Annotated in this window: 20 protein-coding genes and 1 other RNA gene; 1 reads left to right on the forward strand and 20 read right to left on the reverse strand. The window is 42.3% G+C overall.

Features of this window, described 5'->3' with window-relative positions; genetic code table 11:
* Positions 1-120: 120 nt before the first annotated feature.
* The 14 genes from galE to WS08_RS05915 all read right to left on the reverse strand — a co-directional run bounded on the left by galE (position 121) and on the right by WS08_RS05915 (position 10,367).
* Complete coding sequence (galE, locus tag WS08_RS05855) at positions 121-1,110, reverse strand: UDP-glucose 4-epimerase GalE (RefSeq protein WP_009765047.1); 990 nt, start codon at positions 1,108-1,110, stop codon at positions 121-123.
* Between the two features lie 13 nt (positions 1,111-1,123).
* Positions 1,124-1,882 (reverse strand): acyl-[acyl-carrier-protein] thioesterase, encoded by a 759-nt coding sequence (locus WS08_RS05860; RefSeq protein WP_009765048.1) that lies wholly within the window; start codon positions 1,880-1,882, stop codon positions 1,124-1,126.
* The gene (rsmI, locus tag WS08_RS05865; RefSeq protein ID WP_009765049.1) at positions 1,875-2,747 is read right to left on the reverse strand and encodes a 16S rRNA (cytidine(1402)-2'-O)-methyltransferase; all 873 of its coding nucleotides are present in this window, start codon (positions 2,745-2,747) and stop codon (positions 1,875-1,877) included. Before rsmI ends, WS08_RS05860 begins: the two co-directional genes overlap by 8 nt.
* 13 nt (positions 2,748-2,760) lie before the next feature.
* Positions 2,761-3,759: a DNA polymerase III subunit delta' gene (gene holB, locus WS08_RS05870; RefSeq protein ID WP_009765050.1), complete on the reverse strand. Its 999-nt coding sequence runs from the start codon at positions 3,757-3,759 to the stop codon at positions 2,761-2,763.
* A gap of 36 nt (positions 3,760-3,795) precedes the next feature.
* A complete protein-coding gene (locus WS08_RS05875; protein WP_009765051.1) occupies positions 3,796-4,125 on the reverse strand; it encodes a cyclic-di-AMP receptor in 330 nt (109 codons plus the stop codon).
* A gap of 4 nt (positions 4,126-4,129) precedes the next feature.
* Positions 4,130-4,780, reverse strand: a complete 651-nt coding sequence (tmk, locus tag WS08_RS05880) for a dTMP kinase (RefSeq protein ID WP_009765052.1) — start codon at positions 4,778-4,780, stop codon at positions 4,130-4,132.
* Between the two features lie 185 nt (positions 4,781-4,965).
* Positions 4,966-5,223, reverse strand: a complete 258-nt coding sequence (locus WS08_RS05885; RefSeq protein WP_009765053.1) for a YaaL family protein — start codon at positions 5,221-5,223, stop codon at positions 4,966-4,968.
* Positions 5,224-5,227: 4 nt separating this feature from the next.
* Complete coding sequence (gene recR, locus WS08_RS05890; protein WP_009765054.1) at positions 5,228-5,827, reverse strand: recombination mediator RecR; 600 nt, start codon at positions 5,825-5,827, stop codon at positions 5,228-5,230.
* Between the two features lie 31 nt (positions 5,828-5,858).
* Positions 5,859-6,170: a YbaB/EbfC family nucleoid-associated protein gene (locus tag WS08_RS05895; protein ID WP_009765055.1), complete on the reverse strand. Its 312-nt coding sequence runs from the start codon at positions 6,168-6,170 to the stop codon at positions 5,859-5,861.
* 80 nt (positions 6,171-6,250) lie between these two features.
* Positions 6,251-7,984, reverse strand: coding sequence for a DNA polymerase III subunit gamma/tau (gene dnaX, locus WS08_RS05900; protein WP_038566701.1), 1,734 nt, complete (start codon positions 7,982-7,984; stop codon positions 6,251-6,253).
* A gap of 118 nt (positions 7,985-8,102) precedes the next feature.
* Positions 8,103-8,188: signal recognition particle sRNA small type (ffs, locus tag WS08_RS06850), an RNA gene on the reverse strand.
* Between the two features lie 5 nt (positions 8,189-8,193).
* A complete protein-coding gene (locus WS08_RS05905) occupies positions 8,194-8,721 on the reverse strand; it encodes a nucleoside deaminase (RefSeq protein WP_009765057.1) in 528 nt (175 codons plus the stop codon).
* Complete coding sequence (locus WS08_RS05910; RefSeq protein WP_009765058.1) at positions 8,714-9,319, reverse strand: class I SAM-dependent methyltransferase; 606 nt, start codon at positions 9,317-9,319, stop codon at positions 8,714-8,716. The genes WS08_RS05905 and WS08_RS05910 overlap by 8 nt, the downstream gene beginning before the upstream one ends.
* A 127-nt stretch (positions 9,320-9,446) precedes the next feature.
* Entirely contained in the window at positions 9,447-10,367 is a 921-nt protein-coding gene (locus WS08_RS05915; RefSeq protein ID WP_009765059.1) for an alpha/beta hydrolase, read from the reverse strand.
* Positions 10,368-10,548: 181 nt separating this feature from the next.
* Between WS08_RS05915 and WS08_RS05920 the strand changes: the two genes are divergently transcribed.
* Complete coding sequence (locus WS08_RS05920) at positions 10,549-12,342, forward strand: M3 family oligoendopeptidase (protein ID WP_038528593.1); 1,794 nt, start codon at positions 10,549-10,551, stop codon at positions 12,340-12,342.
* 215 nt (positions 12,343-12,557) lie between these two features.
* On the opposite strand, the gene WS08_RS05925 is transcribed toward WS08_RS05920, so the two are convergent.
* The 6 genes from WS08_RS05925 to rpoC form a co-directional block, all read right to left on the reverse strand.
* Positions 12,558-13,151, reverse strand: a complete 594-nt coding sequence (locus WS08_RS05925; RefSeq protein ID WP_038566704.1) for a hypothetical protein — start codon at positions 13,149-13,151, stop codon at positions 12,558-12,560.
* Positions 13,152-13,557: 406 nt separating this feature from the next.
* Entirely contained in the window at positions 13,558-14,388 is an 831-nt protein-coding gene (locus WS08_RS05930) for a hypothetical protein (RefSeq protein WP_009765062.1), read from the reverse strand.
* Between the two features lie 15 nt (positions 14,389-14,403).
* Positions 14,404-14,805 (reverse strand): helix-turn-helix domain-containing protein, encoded by a 402-nt coding sequence (locus WS08_RS05935; RefSeq protein ID WP_009765063.1) that lies wholly within the window; start codon positions 14,803-14,805, stop codon positions 14,404-14,406.
* 111 nt (positions 14,806-14,916) lie between these two features.
* Complete coding sequence (locus tag WS08_RS05940; RefSeq protein ID WP_009765064.1) at positions 14,917-15,768, reverse strand: methyltransferase domain-containing protein; 852 nt, start codon at positions 15,766-15,768, stop codon at positions 14,917-14,919.
* Positions 15,769-15,854: 86 nt separating this feature from the next.
* Positions 15,855-17,039 carry an iron-containing alcohol dehydrogenase gene (locus WS08_RS05945; RefSeq protein ID WP_009765065.1) on the reverse strand — a complete coding sequence of 395 codons (1,185 nt, stop codon included), beginning with the start codon at positions 17,037-17,039 and terminating at the stop codon, positions 15,855-15,857.
* Positions 17,040-17,191: 152 nt separating this feature from the next.
* Complete coding sequence (rpoC, locus tag WS08_RS05950) at positions 17,192-20,854, reverse strand: DNA-directed RNA polymerase subunit beta' (RefSeq protein ID WP_009765066.1); 3,663 nt, start codon at positions 20,852-20,854, stop codon at positions 17,192-17,194.
* Between the last annotated feature and the right edge of the window lie 133 nt (positions 20,855-20,987).

Here is a 20,987-nt window from a genome sequence, read left to right on the forward strand (position 1 = left end):
TTTAATGCTTTTACCTGCAGAAAAAAAGGGACATCCCCATTTTCACGCACTTATCTGCTTATTTTTAGGCCATCTGTACCAAATTAAAAAAACCGAAAGCAAAATGCTTTCGGTTTCTAATTATCCTTCGTAGCCATGCGGGTGCTTTTGCATCCAAGTCCAAGCTGTTTGAATAATATCTTCGACGTTTTCGTATTGTGGTTGCCAATGCAACAACTCACGCGCTTTATCTGATGACGCAACTAATGAATCAGGATCTCCTGCACGACGCGGTCCCACTTCAGCTGGAATTTCAACCCCTGTTGCGACACGAGCTGCTTCAACCATTTCCTTAACTGAGTAACCAGAAGCAGATCCCAAATTGAAAGCTTCAGATGGCTTACCTTCAGCCAAGTAGTCCAATGCTTTAATATGCGCATCTGCCAAATCCATTACATGCACATAGTCACGTACATTGAAGCCATCTGGTGTCTTGTAATCATCACCAAACATCATAATTTTTTCGCGTTGACCTAAGGCTGCTTCCAAAATAATTGGTACTAAGTGCGTTTCAACTGGATGATCTTCACCAATTGAACCATCGGCTTTCGCACCCGCAACATTGAAGTAACGCAATGCTACCCACTTCATACCGTAAGCTTTTTCTGCCCATTGAATCATGTGTTCCATTTGTAACTTTGATTCCCCATATGGGTTAATTGGCTTTTGTGGTGTTGTTTCTGTAATCAATGCATCTTCAGGTTCCCCGTAAGTTGCCGCTGTTGAAGAAAAGACAATGTCTTTTACGTCATGTTCAATCATGACTTCTAGCAATGCAATCATACCACCAGTATTATTATCAAAATACTTCAATGGATCAGTCATTGATTCAGGCACAATTGAAGACGCTGCAAAATGTACAACTTGATCAATATCTTCACGATCAAAAACTTCAGATAACGCTGCCTTATCACGAATATCAACTTCATAAAACGGTACATCTGCTGGTACTGATTCACGGTGCCCAGTCAACAGGTTATCCACAACGACAACCTTACGACCTGCGTCCAACATAGCGTCAACCATGTGCGAACCAATATATCCTGCACCACCTAGAATTAATGTTGTCATTATCAGCTCTCCTTTACATCTTAAATGAGGGTACGTCAGTTTCCTTTTGCCACACGATATTAGCCTGTGCACCAACCGTATCCCCTGTACAAATTTGATGTTTCGTTACCAACTCATCTTTTTGGTAGCGAGACACAACAGTATCACGAACACCAATCTCGTGTTCAAAACGAACAACCATAGACACTGGACGATGGTTCGCCAAGAAATCGACACCTAATGCATCTGTCGTCCATTCATAATAGTGTGAATTATTAACATGTAAGTTTGTATCAATGTCGTTATAACGCACTGCATATTCAGTAACGTGATCCCAATCATCACCTTCAGCCCACATATCATTATTCGCTAAGCGTTTTACACGTTTAACCGCCTTAGGCTCTAAGACCTCAATGAAATCATCTGGAATTCGCGTTAATTTACGGCTAACCATATCTAATAAGGCAAATAACATTTTGATTTCAACCATAACATCATCATCTTTAATCACTTGGAAATGACGAATACTGAAAAAGCTATTTGCTTCTTCAACCCAAGTTTTAACCGTAACCGTATCGTGGACACGAGGCATTTCATGAATGTCGAGTGAACTTTCTAAAATGATCCACCCTAATCCTCGACTGTGCACCTCTTCCTCACCAATATGTAAGCTCGCTGCTTGTTGTGTTGATGCTTCTAGTGAGATATTAATCAACATTGGTAATGTCACGTGTTGTTTAACGTCTGCTTCATAATATTGAATTGTATGCTCTGTCGTAAATGTTTTAGCCATTATTAAACTCCGTATATAGACGTTGTCGGTCCAGATCACGTGCTTTAGCTACTTGCTTAACCGCTGCAGTTGTCTTCATCCCCTCATCAACCAATGCTTGTACCGCTTCCAATGGAGACAATTCGGCTAACGGGTCGTCATTTTGGGCTGAGACCACTTCACTGTTACCCGCTGTCATCACAACAAATTCACCACGAACTTCTTGTGTTTGTGCCCATTCCGCAACTTCAGCAGCCGTTCCACGGATAAATTCTTCATAACGTTTCGTTAATTCACGCGCTAAGACAACTTGGCGATCCGGTCCAAATACTTTCACGATATTTTGTAATGTTTTAACCAAACGGTGTGGCGCTTCGTAAAACAACATCGTTTCTTGATGCGTTAGCAATGTTGTTAACGCTTCTTGTTGTTCAGAATTCTTACGGGGTAAGAAACCATAGAAAGTAAATGGTTGTGGCACTAATCCACTTGCTACCAATGCCGTAATTCCGGCAGAGGCACCTGGCAATGGCACAACTGGTACATCCGCAGCTAAAGCGGCAGCCACTAATTCTTGACCAGGATCAGAAATCGAAGGCATCCCCGCATCTGATACTTGCGCGACGTTAATTCCTTGTGTCAATCGTTCAACTAATTCTGGAATTCGGACTTCTTTATTATGTTCATGAAATGAAATTTGACGCGTTTCAATTTCAAATTGGTTTAATAATTGTTGTGTGTGGCGTGTATCTTCCGCTGCAATCAAATCAACATCTTTCAATGTATCAATCGCACGAACGGTCATATCACCCAAATTACCAATCGGTGTTGGAACCAAGAACAAGGTTCCAACTTCATGTTTGGCATAACTCTTTTGTTGTTGCATGTATTCTCACCTACTATTTCGTCAAGATAAATTGCGCTTCTAAGACAAGTGCTTCCATCACGGTCTGAAAATTAACGTTCAATTGGCGACGTTGTCTTGCCGTTGTCATTTTATCCAAGATTGCCATCACAGCTGTCATTGGTGCCGTTTGTGTAATGTCTACAAAGTTCACGTCATAGTTAGACATCAATTGACGCATCATCTGATCACGCCACGCTTGCGCAAACATATCTAACAGCGTGCTTTGTTGATCTGGTGTTTTCGCCAAAGCCATCAAACGCATTTGAATAACACTAATGGCACTCGTTTTCTGTTGCAATAATTCCATCACCAATTCTGTGACGGCGCCTTGTGCCTCAGAGAACCAGTTATCCACCATCCATTCTTCTGCTTCTTGAATACTATCCGTCAATTGGCAGACAAGCTTGATTTGTTCTGGCTTGTAACCTAAGGCTAACAAACTTTTCTCAAAATGAGCTGTATCACCAGAATTAAATTCAATCACTTGTGTACGTGAAATGATGGTTGGTAACATCTGACTACGATGTTCTGCCAACAAAATGGCCGTTTGTGGGCCAGCTGGTTCTTCCATGAATTTCAGCAAACCGTTCGCCGCACTGGTTGTCATCGTATCAGCACCCACAATAATGAATACCTTTTGATTACTTTCAACGGCTTTCTTTGAAAACTCATCTTTTAATGCACGAATTTGGTCAATCTTTAAAGACTTACCTTCGGGTCGCACGATTAGGACGTCAGGATGTTCACCATTCGCAATCCGCACACAATTAATGCATGTCCCGTCAGGGTCACCATCTGTCGTCGGATGTTCACACAGTAGACGCATAGCCAACCAAGTTGCGACTTCTAATTGTCCACGTCCCGCTGGGCCAGCAAACAAAAAGGCGTGCGCTAACTGGTTATGCGTAATTGCATTCTTAAACTGCGCGACTAACTGTGGTTGTTGCGCACGCGCAGTGTTCATCACTACCGAACTTGCATTTTCTGCCATTTAGCTACCTCCTTATATCTGACCTAAATTACAGGGTTAGAAACGATGGAATTGTTCAACGTCTTGTACAAAGACCGTTGCACCACCAATTTGTACATTCAACGGTTCAGTTCCAACTGATTCCATCACAGTCCCTGGATTCATCGCTGGTGTCATCATTTGTGTACGTGTCTTCGCAGTTGTATCAATCAACGCTAATGCATCGTCTAATTGTTCATCTTCCACACCCATGATAAATGTTGTGTTTCCAGCACGTAAAAAACTTCCTGTTGAAGCAAGGCGTGTTGCTCGAAAACCTGCCTTAACAAGGGCTTTTGTTAATACATTGGCATCTTGATCTTGCACAATCGCTGTAATCATCTTCATCGTATTAATCCTCCTGTGTGGCTAAAATATTTTGCATGGCAACCCATGTCGCTTCAATAACATCGTCTAAAGGTTGCGATGCATCGACAACATGGAAACGTTGTGGGTTAGCTGCAACCAATTCACGGTATGCAGCTGTGACACGTTCATGGAATGTAATCGTTTCAACATCCAAACGATTTACTTCATCTTGACGAGTACTTTGAATACGCGCCAAACCAACTGCCGGATCTAAATCTAGATAAATTGTCGCAGCAGGCATTAAACCATTAATCGCGTAGTCATTAATATCTTCGACCGTTTTAACACCTAACTCACGCCCACCACCTTGGTAAGCGATTGAACTATCCACATAACGATCAGTTAAAACAACTTTATTGTCAGCCAAAGCTGGCTTAATTGTTTCTATTACGTGTTGACGGCGTGCCGCCGCAATTAATAGTGTTTCAGTCATTGGGTCCATCGTTGGTAATTCAGGACTCAAAACTAAATCACGAATTGCTTCCGCAACTTGATTGTCCTTACCACCTGGTTCACGCGTCACTAATAGTCGCTCCCCCAGTAGTGTTTCCATACGATTAACTAGTGCTTTAAGCACTGATGTCTTTCCAGCACCATCGGGTCCTTCAAGTGAAATAAATAATCCCGCTGTCATGTCTGTACTCCCTATCTTCGTTCTAATTAACCTTTATTATACCAAATTATAGACCCGATATTCGGTCCTTTCTTAAATCATAAGGTGTTCAATCCCCTATTTAATACGATATCGCCTCTCCAAATTGAATACATAATATAAAAAAAGAGACACTTGAATTAGATTCAAGTGTCTCTTTTCAATTATTACTTTTCTGGTCGTTCAAACGCTGTTGCCCAACGGCCTCGCATATTACGACCACGAGCAGCACGTAACAAAAAGAAATATGTTTGTTTAGCTCGCGCTGTTTCTGCCAATACCTTACGGGTATCCACATTACTTTCAAACATAGCATCTTGTGTTAAACGCGCTTTTTCGTAATCATATTTCGCATCATGAATAATATCTACTAATTGTTCATCATACGCCTTTGAATCTAACTTATGTCGACGAAATAATCCCATATATCTACAACTCCGTTCTTCCCTCAACTGCCTTAATTAATGTAATCTCATCTGCGTAGTCGATATCACTTCCAACTGATAGTCCTGTCGCTAGACGTGAAACCTTAATCCCTGCTGGCTTCAACAATCGTGACAAATACATTGCGGTTGCTTCCCCTTCAGCATTTGCATTTGTCGCAACAATCACTTCTTGAATTTCTTCGTGTCGTTGCAAACGCGTCACTAATGAATCAATGTTGATGTCATCCGGTCCAATACCGGCCAATGGTGACAAAACACCATGTAGCACATGGTACAGACCTCGATATTCACCCGCATTTTCAATAGCCATCAAGTCTTTCACATCCGCAATGACTAATACAGTTGTTTGGTCTCGCGTTGTATCAGTACAAATCAAACATGGATCCGCTTCTGTTAAGTTCCCACAGATAGAACAGAAACGAAGATCACGCTTCGCTGAAATCAACGCTTGCGCAAAACCAGTCACATCCTCTTCTGGCATGTTAATGACATGAAAAGCAAGCCGAGTGGCTGTCTTAATCCCAATTCCAGGCAATTTAGTAAAACTATCAATCAACTTCGCAATCGGTTCTGGATATTGCATGTCATTCCTGCTTTCTTAAATCAAATCGAGCTTAGAAGCCCATTCCTTGTGGTGCAAACTTTCCCATACGCTTTTGTGTATCAGCTTCAACTTGCGCCAATGCATCGTTCACAGCCATCACAACCATGTCTGACAATTCTTCTGGATCGTTAGGATCAATAACGTCAGCCTTGATTTGTAGGTCCAACAATTGACGGTCACCATTAAACTTTGCGATAACCATGTCTTCTGGTGCCTTACCAACGTATTCTGATTCTGCAATCGCTGATTGTTCATCTTGCATTTGTGATTGCATCTTCTTCATTTGCTTCATCATTTGTTGCATGTTTTGTCCACCGAACATAATAGGGCCTCTTTTCTTTTTCTCTGTTTTTATTAGTTTATAGCTTATTCGTTAAATTGAACCAAAATAACATCGTTATCTTAGTCTTCTTGTGTTTCAACCATCTCTGATCCAAACAAGTTGATTGCTTCATCAACAGCTGGATGCGCCTGATTTTCAGTAGGTTCTTCGGGCATCCCCGCATCTACTACTTCATTCAATTGCACTTGTTCATTTTGGTCAGCTGCTTGTGGTGCTGATGCAGCCGGGGCAGCTTGACGTTGTGCTAGGAATTCCGCACGTAACGTTGGCCAATTATCAGCTGTAATGAAGATTAATTGACGTTCTGTATCTGACTCCGTCAAAATACGTAATTGTTGCGTCACCGTATTCACTAGTTCTGCATTCTTCATCGCATTCATTCGAATGACGTCAAAATCAAACGCAACTACCAATCCATTTGGTGATGCAGCAATTGGTTTAGCAACATTCAGCATCGCTTGTTGTGACACTGGCAACATGTTTGTCACGTCACCCCAAATAGAAATGACACGATTTAAATCACCACGAGTTGCAGATTGAAGCACCTTAAACACTGATTGCTTATCATCAGATACTGCTGCTTTCGCCACCGGTTGTGCCGGTTGTGCCGGTTGTGCCGGTTGTGCCGGTTGTGCCGGTTGTGCCGGTTGTGCCGGTTGTGCCGGTTGTGCCACCACATTCTGAACGGGTTCTGCTGCAACGTCAACTGTTTGAACAACCTGTTTTGGTTGGCTCAATTTAACAGTCAACACTTCTAAGTAGATACTTGGACGATTTGTATAACGCAATTGTTGTTGCGTATCGTTCAACACATCAATCATGTTGTACCAAACTTGCGGCTTTTCTGACTTGGCCATTTCCTGGAAGTTTTCATCCGGAACCAGCGTAATCAAATCTGGCGCTTCTGTATACAACAAGAGGTCACGTGCATAACTAATCAAATCTTCAATAAAGCGTTGTGCATCTTTCCCCGCAGCCAGAACATCACTTAGCTTACCTAACGCTGCTTGTGTATCATGTGCGACAACTGCTTGTAGGTATTCACCTAACAATGTTTGCGTAACTGATCCAGTAACCAACAAAGCATTGTCCAATGTAATTGAACCATCCCCGAATGATAAGACTTGATCTAGAATACTCAATGCGTCACGCATTCCACCATCAGCTGCATTCGCAATGACACGTAGGGCACTTTCATCATACGCATTACCACGCGCATTTAGAATATGAACCATACGGTCGTAAGATGCCTTTGCATCAATACGCTTAAAGTCAAAACGTTGCGTACGAGAAATGATTGTGGCAGGAATCTTTTGTGGTTCCGTCGTTGCCAAAATAAAGATTACATTTGCTGGTGGTTCTTCCAATGTTTTCAATAAGGCATTAAAGGCCCCTGTTGATAACATGTGAACCTCATCAATAATGTAAACCTTATACTTTGCTTGTGTAGGTGCGTAATTCACATCCTCACGAATTTCACGAATTTCATCAACCCCGTTGTTTGAGGCCGCATCCAATTCAACTACATCACCTAATGTACCAGCATCAGCTGCTAAACAAATTTCACATGTACCATCCGGTTCACCATGATCCGGATGCAAACAATTAACTGCTTTAGCAAAAATTTTGGCTGCTGATGTTTTCCCAGTTCCACGCGGTCCATTAAAGAGATATGCGTGGGTAATTTGTCCACTCTCAATGGTGTTTTTTAATGTCTTCGTGACGACTTCTTGTCCAATTAAATCACTGAACTTTTGTGGTCGCCATGTCCGATATAATGCTTGATACGCCATTGCACCATCGTCCCCTTTCATCTGCTCATGTTGTTATGCTCTTTGTCTATCATACCAGATTTTCGCGAAAAAAAGTCGCCCAGATTAATAAAAATCGGGCGACTCCATTAAATATCAATAAGGTGTGAAGCACAATATACGGTCTCCTTAGTGCTGCTGCCTTCCGACCCTGACACGGTTCGAAGTGCATACTTGCCTCACAAAAGATATTATACCATGTTTTCCATTTCTTTGTCAGCATCTTTTCGCGCTTGCTTTTCAAGTTTCTTGCGCGCACGAATCGCTTTGAAGAATGTTTTTAGTTGCTCGCTAGCACGTTCTTCTTGTACGCCAGCATGTACTTCCACTTGATGATTCAATCGTTCGTCTTCAAGCAGATGATACATTGAACACACACCACCAGCCTTTGGATCAACTGCACCAAAGTAGACATCTGTAATACGAGTTTGTTGAATCAAACCAGCACACATAATACAAGGTTCCAACGTGACAAACAATTGTGCGTCTGGTAGACGCCATGAGCCTAATGATTGGTTTGCTTCTTGAATCGCAATAAATTCCGCATGTAGCGTCGCATCTTGCTGGGTTTCACGAAGATTATGACCACGGCCAACAATAACCCCTTCATTCACAACTACTGCACCAATAGGGACTTCACCTAACGCTTCTGCTTTTTCGGCTTCAGCAAAGGCAGCGTCCATAAAGGTCGCAATTTGTTCATCTGTCAGCTTAGGCATGACGAACACTTTCTAGAATGTAGTATCCCTTATCCTTAGCAATCGTTTGAGCATTACCGAAAGTTTCATCCATCAAGGCCTTAGCAGACGGTGCTCCTTGCTTCTTTTGTAGCACAACCGTTAGTGTTCCCATTGGTTCTAAATGATCGTATGCTTCACTAATCATACGTGTCACAACATCCTTACCGGCACGTACTGGTGGGTTTACTAAAATAGCCGCAAATGTACCTTCGACATTACTGTATACATCTGATTGTACAACTGTAATGCGGTCAGCGACTTTATTAGCCTTAGCATTCTTTTCAATCAAAGCTGCGGCACGTTCGTTAATTTCAGCGGCTACAAATTCACGGTCTGGCAATGTCTTTGCCAAACTAATTGCAACAGGACCATAACCAGCCCCAAGATCCAAAATCTTTCCTGCTGGTAATTCAGTATCAAATGCTTCTAGCATTGCACGTGTTCCGTAATCCACCGTATGCTTTGAAAACACACCCGCATCAGTTGTGAATCCTAGGTCATGTCCTAATAATGTAAAGCGCCAGCTCTTTTCATCATGCGCACCAGTTGGCGCTTGTGTGTAATAATGTTCAGTCATATATTTGCCTCTTTATCCGTATAATCGTTACCTATTATTTTAGGCTATTTGTGGACATTTTGAAAGGCATAGAAAAAACAGCTAACGACGATGTATCCCGTGGTTAGCTGTTAATTTGATATTTTAATTAAACGTACTTGGCCAAGAAGTCAGAAACGGTCTTCACATATGTTTCTTCGTCCTTCTCGTAGGCTTCCATATGATCGGCACCTGGTACAACTAGTTTTTCTTTTGGTCCTTTAGTTGCATCATAGACTTTATGGACCATACTTGTTGGTACGAACAAATCTTCTGCGCCATGAATGAACAACATTGGACGCGTATTATTTTCTAGTGACTTTTCTGGACGTACATCATTGTATGAATACCCGGCCAACAGTTGTGAGTAAATTGATAGAACACTTGAGAAAGGTTCTAAGATCCAAGATGGCAACTTATACATTTGACCACCCTTCCAACTCAATTCCTCACGTAAATCATTGTAACCACAGTCTTCAATAAATGCCTTAACTTGTGATGGTGGATTCATCCCCGCCAACAACATCGTCGTTGCTGCACCTAATGATGTTCCGTACACCACAATTTCCGTATCTTCACCATGTTCTGCAATTAATTGATTAATCCAAGCAAGATAGTCTTTCGCTTCAAGGTAACCATAACCGATGTATGTACCCTCTGATTTCCCGGCCGCACGATTATCGGCAGACAAGACATTATATCCTTGGCTATGCATCAATTCTGAATAAGGAACTACTGTCCGACGATCAACAGAAAAACCGTGAATGACAATCGCAATTTTCTTTGAAGGCTTCTCAGCTTTGACATACTCCCCTTTTAAAGTTAGTCCGTCTGCTGTTTCAAGCGTTACGTCTTCTTTAGGAAGTGCTTGCCAACGTGTTTGTTGCTCATATAATGCTTCACCAGGTTCTCGAACACCAGTATCAACAAAGTCCTTTTCTGAGCGAACTTGCGCAACATAAAACAAATAACCACTAATCACTGTGGTCAGTACAAATAATACGATGGCAAAGCCAATCAAAATCTTCATGAGTCATCTTCTTTCTACATTAAACCAAGATTTCATTTTATCAAAAATGTTATATCTTATATTATTTACTATATTTCAAATTAAAGCAACATTTTTGTATACGCCCTATACTATTATTGTGACGTTATTTTCAAATGTATGATACACTGTTACACAATAACTTAGATTGGAGACTTATCAAATGGCTTATTCTCAAAACTGGAATCTTGAAACCATTTACGCCGGCGGCGTTGAAGGACAAGCATTTCAAACAACACTTAATACGGTTGAAGCTGATTTAAACACTTTTGCGCACGATTTCAAACCAACAACTGATATCACAACATTGGTTGATTACTCACTTCGCCTACAAGCACTAGATAGTACTCTTCGTACGTTGAACGTCTTTTTAAACGCATTAACTTCAGCGGATTACACAAATCCTAAGTTCCGACCATTTCAAAGTCGTTTAGATAATCTAGCCGTTAGCTATCAAAACAGCTTAGATGCCTACAGCCGTGTATTGGCTGAGCTAGACGACCAAACGTTTATCCAATTCCAAACACACGCGGATATTGCGCCCATTGCTTTCTATGTCGCTGAATTGCGTCAAAGCGCTGGTCGTATGTTGGCACCAGAAACTGAACAATTAGTTAACCAATTACAATTAGACGGTCTGACTGCTTGGTCAAGTCACTACGATACCATTTCTGCGACCTTGGAAATGCCATTCACAAACGAAACCGGTGACACTCAAAATATTTCTGCAGGACAAGCATTAAATCTGCTTGATAGCTACCCTGATAATGCTGGTCGTGCTGCATTAATGGATGGTTATGAATCAATGTGGGGAAAGGCTGATAGTTTAACCGCTGATACGTTGAATCATTTAGCTGGTTCACGTCTAACAAGCCAAGAAGCCCATGGTTACACTGACTTCTTAGAAGAACCCTTAGAATTAAACCGTATGTCACGTCAAACACTAGATACCATGTGGCAAGTCGTTGATGACAACAAAGCTATGTTCACGGACTTTTTTACCCGTAAAGCACAACTACTTGGTTTAGATGGGATTGGTTGGCAAGATCAAGTCGCCCCACTAACAAAGGTTGGTAACTTTGAACCAACAACACAAAGCTATGATGAAGTCGCTAACTTCATTGTCAAAAACTTTGGTCAATACTCACCTAAGATGGCAACCTTTGCCCAATCTGCCTTTGATCAAAACTGGATTGAAGCCGAAGACCGTCCTGGTAAACAACCCGGTGGTTGGATGGATTCATTGCCTGATAATGCCGAATCACGTATTTTCATGACCTTTACCGGATCTGTTAATGATGCCTCAACATTAGCCCATGAATTAGGTCACGCCTTTCACTCTAGTGTCTTAACTGATTTACCAGTTTGGCGTGATGCTTATGCCATGAACATCGCTGAAACAGCATCAACTTTCGCCGAGTTATTAATTGCGGATGCGAATATCGCAGCGGCACAAAGCGACGCGGAAAAGGTTGTCTTACTAGATGCCAAAATGACGAACCCTGTCTCAATGTTTATGAATATCCGTGCACGTTACCTGTTTGAAAAAGCGTTTTACACTGAACGTGCCGAAGGTTATGTACCTGCTGCTCGCCTAAATGAATTGATGGCCGCCGCACAAGCTGAAGCATTCAATGGTCTCTTAACGAAAGACCATCCCCACTTCTGGTCATCAAAGCTTCATTTCTACATTGATAGCGTTCCATTCTACAACTTCCCCTACACATTCGGTTACCTATTTAGTGCCGGGGTATACGCATGGGTTCAAACACAAGACAATTTTGAAGATGCCTACATCGCCCTATTACGTGACTCAGCCCACATGACAATTGAAGACCTTGCGCAAAAGCACCTAGGTGTTGATTTAACACAGCCTGACTTTTGGCAAGCCGGTGCTGATTTGATTAAAACGGATATTCAGGACTTCATCCGTCTTTCAGACCAATTTGTCGATTAATCCGACAAAACAAGTAATCCTAAACAGCCCATGTAAATGAGGTAGCGTAAATATTTGGCTAGTTCAGGCTGATGTAATAAATTAGCTATAAGCGTCAGCAGAAGCAACATCAGTAGTGCCTGCCGAATTCGCCGTTCTAATTTTGAACGTTGTTTCATGATTTATCCTTTCTAATATAAAAAAGCCCTGCACAAAAAGTGCAGGGCTTTTCTATTCTATTGCCAAGCAACATTAGCGATAGAAACCTTTGATCCAACATTTAGATAAGTTAAGTCAAAACGAATCCCACTTTTAATGTGGTGAATATTCGCTCCTAGTGCCACACATGCAGCACCAATTAAACGTCCAGGAATAAAGTAGCCACTTAAGCCAATGCCTGTATCAACCAAAGATTGCACATGGTCTTGGTTAAGCCAGACACGAACTCCCCACCAGTAAAATTTGACTTGTGTCTTCCCAAAACGACGAACAAAACGATTACTTTGCATGGTCATTCCACCATCATCAGCCACAAGTAGGCGACTACCTGTTGTGGTTAGCTGATTCAATTGCTTGTTCATGTTCGTCACACTGTCATTTACTCGTGCGGCTTCAAAAGTAGAACACTTCTGAAGTAGCAGTTTTTGATTCACACAAAAGCGATTATCTTGAATACTAATCGCCTCCTCAACACGGTCTTCTAGGGTGATCCCAGATGTACTTTGTTGCGTGATATTCGTGTGATCTCCCACTTGATTGGCACTTACTCCTACCCCGCTTAACGTTAAACCGACTAATCCTACCAAAACCATACGTTGCATCATTTGCATCACGTATCCCCCTTTTAATCTATTGTCGAATCTTCTCGACATGATAAGGGCGCATTGTCATATCACTTTGTCCAAAATTAAAAATTACAATGTGAAAAAATAGTGTGTTATCAATGTCTAATTACTAATCAAAATAATGACTCGATCAATTTGAGCGAAAATGGGACAAAATAATAGACATCTGCACGATAGGTGATGATTTGCCAAAATTTCCTGCTATTGCTAATTTGGCTCGTTAGTGACTATATCAAGGAAATATCTCAATGCCCATAACAGCTATATAACAAAAAACGGGCTAAATATCAGATTTATGACCCCTTCATTATTTACGGTACCCTGTTAACTGATAGCAATGCACGCAACACTGGATTACAAAAAAACAGCCTTTACCAATAAGCAAAGACTGTTAACGGGCAAGATAAATTTTTTCATCAATCAAATCAAACGATGTTAAAGCATCATTTAGTTCAGTCAAATCAGTTAATTGCGCTTCCTGCCAAAACTCACGTGAATTTGTTGCACCGTGTTTTTCACCAATGACTAATAGTTTTGCTTTAGGTGCGTTCACCCGAACCCAATTTAAAACCTGCATATCGATATCATCTGTATCCGGTGCCCATGACATTAAAATCACATCACTTGCTTGACCATATTTGTTTAACGCGTCTAACGCATCCATGTTTAATACGTCAGTTACTGGCATAATATGGTCGCCTGGTTGTTTCTCCCAAGATTGGTCATCAGTTGCAACCAACTCACGCGCTGGGTTAAGCGCACGTAATCCAGCACTTAGATAACCTTGCCCCGCCATAATTTCTAAAACGGATGCCTGGCCAATGTATGCATCTAATTGGTGCATGAACACCTCATTTGGATAATGATACATGTCAAAGGTTGTCATTAAGACATCACGTAATTCACTGAGCGTTTCATCTAACATCTCAAGTGGCTCGATTAATTCTTGCCAGTATTGATTACCGGCTGCCATATCAGTTGGAAACTGTTGCAAGACATGTTGTTGTAACAGTTCGATATCATTTTCTGTAATGGTTAAATCGTCAATTTTGGGCGGCAAAAAACCTGCATTAATCTGACTAATAACCGCTTGCGCTGTTTTGATTTTTATCTGAATATGAGGGACTTGCGAATAATGCGAAAAAAAATCAGCCAACGTCTGCACGTAGGCAAGATTCGTTAGCTGACGTCCAGTCCCAAATTGAATTGGTTTAACTGTCATAATATTCCTTTTAAGTTAGAAAAGATTTTCTTGATGATTAATCTTCACGTCTTCGTCCGGAACCTTGTTAACAGGGTTCAAGTAGGCGTTAACGTGTTGGAAAATATCAAAACGTTGTTGGTCCGTTAGTGGCTTTCCATTAAAGTCGATTTCTTTTCCTGACAAAAACAACAATGATAAGTCTGTTTTTTCAGAGCTGGCGCGTCCAACCAAGAAGTCCATTGACACACTAAAAAAATCAGCTAACTTGCAAACTTCAATATAAGAAGGTGAGCGATCCCCACGTTCCCAATTTCCGATTTGTGCTGCTGTGTTTGGTTTCTGCCCGGGATCTAATTGCTTGTTCATTTCATCCGCGAGATTTTCTAATGTGATACTTCGGCCTTTACGCAATTCACGTAATCGATCTGGAAACATATCTTCTACCTGCTCACTATCTGGACAATACTAAAAATAGATACTTACAGACTATTTTACCCAATCTACCACGATAATACTAGACTTAAAGCACTAAAAACTATCAAATCGTTACTTTTGTGTCGCAATAAGTACCACTACGTCAACTGTAATGGCTGTTAAGGGTTGTGTTTCAGCGGCTGCTTGCGCTTCAGGACGAGCACCCCAATGCAAAGGCGTCATGTGCAACAATGATTGATAATCATCTGCCGGAATCTGCCATGTGTACGTTACAGGGACCATTTCGGCATCTGGATAGTATTCATAAAAACGATCTACGACTTGTTGGTTATCGTATGTGTGCTTACTTGAGCCAACTGGATACAACATTTCACGTAATTCACGTAAATATCCCGCTGCAGGGACAACCTTAACGATCTTTCCACCAGGCTTTACGACACGCTTGAATTCTTCATACGCACTTGGTGAGAAGAATTCAACCACTGCATCAAAGGCACCCGCATTAAACGGTAAATGTGCCAAATCAGCAACCATAAACAACGCATCTGTTTCTAATTGCGTTGCTAGGTTAACCCCTGCCTTTGAAATATCAAAGCCAATCCCAACATCATTGTATTGGCGTTGATGCAACAATTTCGCAAAAGGCGTTCCTTCACCAGTTCCAACGTCTAACATTGTTTGTGCTTCAGCTGGTAATGCTGCTGCAACTGCATCAACAATGCCATCAAACAAACCATCTTGTAAGACACGACGACGATCCGTCAACATATCATCATCGTATTCTGTATTTACAGCGTGATTCAGAACATTTAGGCTTCCCTTTTTATTCACATCAATACTGTGGTTATTTTCACACACCAAACTATGCCCATCCACGGCCGTAAAAGGTTCATGACAAGTTGGACATTGAAACATATGTAGATTATCCGTTACGAATTGTGTGCCACGTTCAATTTTTTTCATATTCATCTCACTTTAATTTCGCCATTAAAAAAACCTTCTCATGACAAGAAGGCTTTAGTTATCTTTAATTATAAGGTTTGTACGTATTAAGTCAAATGAACAGGTTCCATGGCGGCACGATACAAATTTTCAACCATTTGGGCATCCATTGGTACATACGCTGCACTCAGATTTCCATTTTCAACCGCAGCCTGAGCCATTTCTTTGAAGTGTACATCAGATGTAATCCCAACTTCAGGTAAAGTTGCTGGAATATTCATTTGCTTAATCCATTCCGCTGTCTTCGCAATTCCTTGCAAGGCGACATCGTGTTCATCTGCTCCAACAACGCCCCATACTTGCTCAGCATAGCGGGCAAATTTAGCCTGTGTCGTTGTATTTAACGCCATCTTCATCCAATGCGGTGTTAAGATTCCTAATCCGACCGCATGTGTGATGTCATAATAAGCAGATACTTCGTGTTCGATTGGATGTACCGTCCATTCGTCATCCTTACCAGTACCGACAAGTCCATTCAATGCTTGCGTTGAGCCCCACATCAAATTGGCACGGGCATCATAATTCTTTGGTTCCGCAACCGCGATTGGTCCCCACTTAATCACTGATCGTAACATACCTTCAATCATGCCATCTTGAACATCAGTTGCTCGGGCATTATCAAAATATTGTTCCAACAGATGAGACATAATATCCATCGCTCCAGCGGACGTTTGGTACGCTGATACAGAATAGGTCAAGCTTGGGTCTTCAAACGACACAGCAGGCGTATTTGGCCCAAATGTCGCGAGTTTTTGTTGCGTTTCTGGATTCGAAATCACAGAACCTTCATTCATTTCAGTACCAGTGGCTGCTAATGTCAAAATATCCACAACCGGTACTTGATCAATTTCAAAACGTAATTCTGAATCCAAGACCAAGTCCCATGCATCACCAACATAATATTTGGCTGATGCAATCACCTTACTTGCATCAATCACAGAACCACCACCCACAGCTAAAATGACGTCAACGTCTTCCGCTTGTGCCAAGGCTTGTCCCTTACGAACTGAGTCAATCTTGGGATTTGGTTCCACACCAGCTAATTCAGTCACATCAAAGTCTACCAATTGCGCCATAATTTGGTCATAGACGCCACTTGCCTTGATTGATGCTCCACCATAAACAAATAACACACGCTTTCCAAATGGCGCCAATGTTTCAGCTAATTCATGCCAAAAGCGTCCTTCACCAAAACGAATTTCGGTTTGATTCCCATACGTAAACTCATTCATGTCAGAGTTCTCCTTATTTCTATTTAATGTTTACAGTTTAAAACCGGAATATCAAAGCATACTTAAAATAAGTAATGTAACAACACTTTCTCATAAACAAAAAAAGAGCCACTCCCTAAATAGTGGCTCTTTCGTAATCTTTAAACCTAAGCTTAGTCGATTACTTCTTGTTCTAGGTTCATTGTGTTTTCGATATCAGCGATAGATGGTACCTTAGTCGCGTCTTCATTGTTCACAACTGGTGCCCCAACCACTTCAGGTTGTACGGCTTGGTATTGCTTCATACCAGTTCCAGCAGGGATCAACTTACCGATAATAACATTTTCCTTCAAACCTACCAATGGGTCGTTCTTTCCACGAATAGCGGCGTCTGTAAGAACACGCGTTGTTTCTTGGAAGGAAGCGGCAGACAAGAATGAGTTTGTTTCCAATGAGGCCTTAGTAATACCTAGCAAGACTGGACGAGCAGTCGCTGGCAACTTACCTTCAATCAAAGGCTTTTCGTTGGCAGTACGGAATTCCGCAATGTCCATCAAAGTACCTGGCAACAAGTCAGTCTCACCTGGATCCATGACACGAACCTTACGAATCATTTGACGAGCCATAACTTCGATGTGCTTGTCAGAGATTTCCACACCTTGCATACGGTAAACCATTTGCACTTGGTCAACCAAGTAGTTTTCAGTAGCAAGTGTGTCACGAACTTCGATCATTTCCTTAGGATCAGCTGAACCTTCGTTCAACGTTTCACCACGGTGGATCATGTCCCCTTCAGCAACACGCATACGTGCAGCCATAGGTAGTGTATAAGTACGTGTATCAGTTTCACCTTCGATGGTTACTTCCTTAGTACGTTCTGCTGGGTTTTCTTCGATAGACTTAACTTCACCGGTAACCTCAGTAATCATCGCACGACCCTTAGGGTTACGTGCTTCAAAGATTTCTTGGACACGAGGAAGACCTTGCGTGATGTCGTTTCCGGCAACTCCACCCGTGTGGAAAGTACGCATTGTCAATTGTGTTCCAGGTTCTCCGATTGATTGAGCAGCGATAGTTCCCGCAGCTTCACCAACTTCAACGATATCTCCCGTAGCCATGTTACGACCGTAGTCAAGTACACAGACTCCGTGTTCAGTGTTACAAGTGAAGGCTGAACGAATGTTCACTGATGTGATTCCAGCTTCAATGATTGCCTTAGCTTCTGCTTCTTCAATCATTTGGTTGTGGGCCACGATCACTTCACCAGTTTCAGGGTGAACAACAGTCTTTTGGGCGAAACGTCCCAAGATACGGTCGTAAAGTGGTTCAATCACTTCGTTACCGTTCATGATAGCCGCTACATCCAATCCACGATCAGTACCACAATCGTGTTCACGGATGATAACGTCTTGCGCAACGTCAACCAAACGACGAGTCATGTAACCTGAGTCGGCAGTCTTCAAGGCCGTGTCGGTCATACCCTTACGAGCCCCGTGGGTTGAGAAGAACATTTCCAAAACAGAAAGTCCTTCACGGAAGTTGGCGATGATTGGCAATTCCATGATTTGTCCGTTAGGAGCGGCCATCAATCCACGCATTCCCGCAAGTTGTGAGAAGTTAGAGATGTTACCACGAGCTCCTGAGTCTGACATCATGAAGATGTTGTTGTCCACTTCGAAGTGGGCAATAAGCTTTTCAGTAATGTCGTCCTTAGCACGGTTCCAGATTTCAATAACGCGTTCATAACGTTCGTCATCTGTAATCAAACCACGACGGAATTGCTTTGTCACTGTAGCAACCTTTTCATGGGCTGCTTCAATGATTGCTGGCTTTTCCTTCAATTCAGTAACGTCGGCAACCCCAACAGTCAAACCTGACTTAGTTGAGTCTGCATAACCAAGGTCCTTCATACGGTCCAATAGCAATGACGTTTCTGTAACCTTGTAGATCTTGTAGACTTCAGCAATGATGTCTGACAAGTAACCCTTCTTGAATGGTGGCAAGATAGTTGTATCTGCCAAGTATGCCTTCACGTCTGTTCCTGGTTCTAGGAAGAAACGGTCGTCAATACCCTTCAAGTTGGCTTCTGTAGGTTCGTTCAAGTATGGGAAGTCAGTAGGCAAGATGTCGTTAAACAACAACTTACCAACACTTGTTACCATGATGCGTGAACGTTGTTCATCGGTAAATGGCTTGTCTGCTGGGAATGATGATGTTTGAACCCCAACACGTGTGTGCCAGTGAACATAACCATTTTGCAAAGCAGTACGGGCTTCGTTGATGTCCTTAAAGATCATCCCTTCACCTTCACGTCCTGCTTCTTCAGTAGTCAAGTAGTAGTTACCGATAACCATGTCTTGTGATGGTGCCACGATAGGCTTACCATCCTTAGGTGCCAAGATGTGACCAGCGGCAAGCATTAGCAAACGAGCTTCAGCTTGGGCTTCATCTGACAAAGGCACGTGAATGGCCATTTGGTCTCCGTCGAAGTCGGCGTTGTACGCTTCAGTAACCAATGGGTGCAAACGCATTGCCTTACCTGAAACCAACACTGGTTCGAACGCTTGGATTCCAAGACGGTGCAAAGTTGGGGCACGGTTCAATAGAACTGGGTGTTCCTTGATTACGTCTTCCAACACGTCCATCACTTCATCATCACGACGGTCAATCTTACGCTTAGCGGCACGGATGTTTCCGGCCATTTCGCGTTCAACCAATTCCTTCATGATGAATGGACGGAACAATTCAACGGCCATTGGCACAGGCAATCCCATTTGGTTCATCTTCAAGAATGGACCAACGTCGATAACTGAACGTCCAGAGTAGTCAACACGCTTTCCAAGCAAGTTTTGACGGAAACGTCCTTGCTTACCCTTCAACATGTGTGACAATGACTTCAACGGACGGTTACCAGGACCAGTAACAGGACGTCCACGACGACCGTTATCGACCAAAGCATCGACCGCTTCTTGCAACATACGCTTTTCGTTTTGCACGATGATACCTGGGGCATTCAATTCTAGCAAACGCTTCAAACGGTTGTTACGGTTAATTACACGACGGTACAAGTCGTTCAAGTCAGAAGTGGCAAAACGTCCACCTTCAAGTTGTACCATCGGACGTAAGTCAGGTGGGATAACTGGAATAACATCCATAACCATCCATTCAGGCTTGTTACCTGACTTAACGAACGCTTCGATAATGTCCAAACGACGAACGGCACGAATACGCTTTTGACCAGTTGCTTCACGCAATTCAGCCTTCAATTGAGTAACTTCACCTTCAAGATCAACATTGGCTAGCAATGCCTTGATGGCTTCCGCACCCATACCAGCCTTGAAGCCAGTACCGTATTGTTGCTTGTGTTCGCGGTATTCACGTTCTGACAACAATTGCTTTTCAACAAGTGGTGTATCACCGGCATCAGTAACCACGTATGACGCGAAGTAGATAATCTCTTCTAGTGAACGTGGTGACATGTCCAAGACAAGACCCATACGTGATGGGATTCCCTTGAAGTACCAGATGTGTGAAACTGGAGCAGCCAATTCAATGTGCCCCATACGTTCGCGACGTACCTTTGCAGTTGTTACTTCAACACCACATCGGTCACAGACGATTCCCTTGTAACGAATACGCTTGTACTTTCCACAAGCACATTCGTAATCCTTGGTTGGTCCAAAGATTCGTTCATCAAACAATCCATCCTTTTCAGGCTTTAGTGTTCGATAATTGATGGTTTCGGGCTTCTTAACTTCACCATGTGACCAGCTGCGAATCTTGTTTGGACTTGCCAAACCGATTTGCATGCTTTCAAATTTATTGACATCAATCATTGGTTTACCCCTTTCATATGTTCATCGCACATCATCGACGTGTCTACTCGGGCTAAACCTGCAATGACTAAGTAACCGTAATTAATCAGTCATCACAGGTCTAGCCAAGAGCTAGACCGTACGATGCTTAAAT

The sequence above is a fragment of the Weissella tructae genome (genome assembly GCF_000732905.1).
Lineage (GTDB): Bacteria > Bacillota > Bacilli > Lactobacillales > Lactobacillaceae > Weissella > Weissella tructae.

Excerpts from the sequence above, each read along its gene's own strand:
- galE (WP_009765047.1), bottom strand. The coding sequence starts at position 1,110 with ATGACAACATTAATTCTAGGTGGTGCAGGATATATTGGTTCGCACATG.
- WS08_RS05945 (WP_009765065.1), bottom strand. The coding sequence starts at position 17,039 with ATGAATGAGTTTACGTATGGGAATCAAACCGAAATTCGTTTTGGTGAA.
- WS08_RS05885 (WP_009765053.1), bottom strand. The coding sequence starts at position 5,223 with ATGGGATTATTTCGTCGACATAAGTTAGATTCAAAGGCGTATGATGAA.
- WS08_RS05940 (WP_009765064.1), bottom strand. The coding sequence starts at position 15,768 with ATGAAAAAAATTGAACGTGGCACACAATTCGTAACGGATAATCTACAT.
- WS08_RS05905 (WP_009765057.1), bottom strand. The coding sequence starts at position 8,721 with ATGCCTAAGCTGACAGATGAACAAATTGCGACCTTTATGGACGCTGCC.
- WS08_RS05915 (WP_009765059.1), bottom strand. The coding sequence starts at position 10,367 with ATGAAGATTTTGATTGGCTTTGCCATCGTATTATTTGTACTGACCACA.
- WS08_RS05925 (WP_038566704.1), bottom strand. The coding sequence starts at position 13,151 with ATGCAAATGATGCAACGTATGGTTTTGGTAGGATTAGTCGGTTTAACG.
- holB (WP_009765050.1), bottom strand. The coding sequence starts at position 3,759 with ATGGCAGAAAATGCAAGTTCGGTAGTGATGAACACTGCGCGTGCGCAA.
- WS08_RS05895 (WP_009765055.1), bottom strand. The coding sequence starts at position 6,170 with ATGTTCGGTGGACAAAACATGCAACAAATGATGAAGCAAATGAAGAAG.
- WS08_RS05860 (WP_009765048.1), bottom strand. The coding sequence starts at position 1,882 with ATGGCTAAAACATTTACGACAGAGCATACAATTCAATATTATGAAGCA.
- dnaX (WP_038566701.1), bottom strand. The coding sequence starts at position 7,984 with ATGGCGTATCAAGCATTATATCGGACATGGCGACCACAAAAGTTCAGT.
- WS08_RS05920 (WP_038528593.1), top strand. The coding sequence starts at position 10,549 with ATGGCTTATTCTCAAAACTGGAATCTTGAAACCATTTACGCCGGCGGC.
- rsmI (WP_009765049.1), bottom strand. The coding sequence starts at position 2,747 with ATGCAACAACAAAAGAGTTATGCCAAACATGAAGTTGGAACCTTGTTC.
- WS08_RS05910 (WP_009765058.1), bottom strand. The coding sequence starts at position 9,319 with ATGACTGAACATTATTACACACAAGCGCCAACTGGTGCGCATGATGAA.
- tmk (WP_009765052.1), bottom strand. The coding sequence starts at position 4,780 with ATGACAGCGGGATTATTTATTTCACTTGAAGGACCCGATGGTGCTGGA.
- WS08_RS05930 (WP_009765062.1), bottom strand. The coding sequence starts at position 14,388 with ATGACAGTTAAACCAATTCAATTTGGGACTGGACGTCAGCTAACGAAT.
- WS08_RS05875 (WP_009765051.1), bottom strand. The coding sequence starts at position 4,125 with ATGAAGATGATTACAGCGATTGTGCAAGATCAAGATGCCAATGTATTA.
- WS08_RS05935 (WP_009765063.1), bottom strand. The coding sequence starts at position 14,805 with ATGTTTCCAGATCGATTACGTGAATTGCGTAAAGGCCGAAGTATCACA.
- rpoC (WP_009765066.1), bottom strand. The coding sequence starts at position 20,854 with ATGATTGATGTCAATAAATTTGAAAGCATGCAAATCGGTTTGGCAAGT.
- recR (WP_009765054.1), bottom strand. The coding sequence starts at position 5,827 with ATGCAATATCCAGAACCGATTGCGAAGTTGATTGATAGTTTTACTAAA.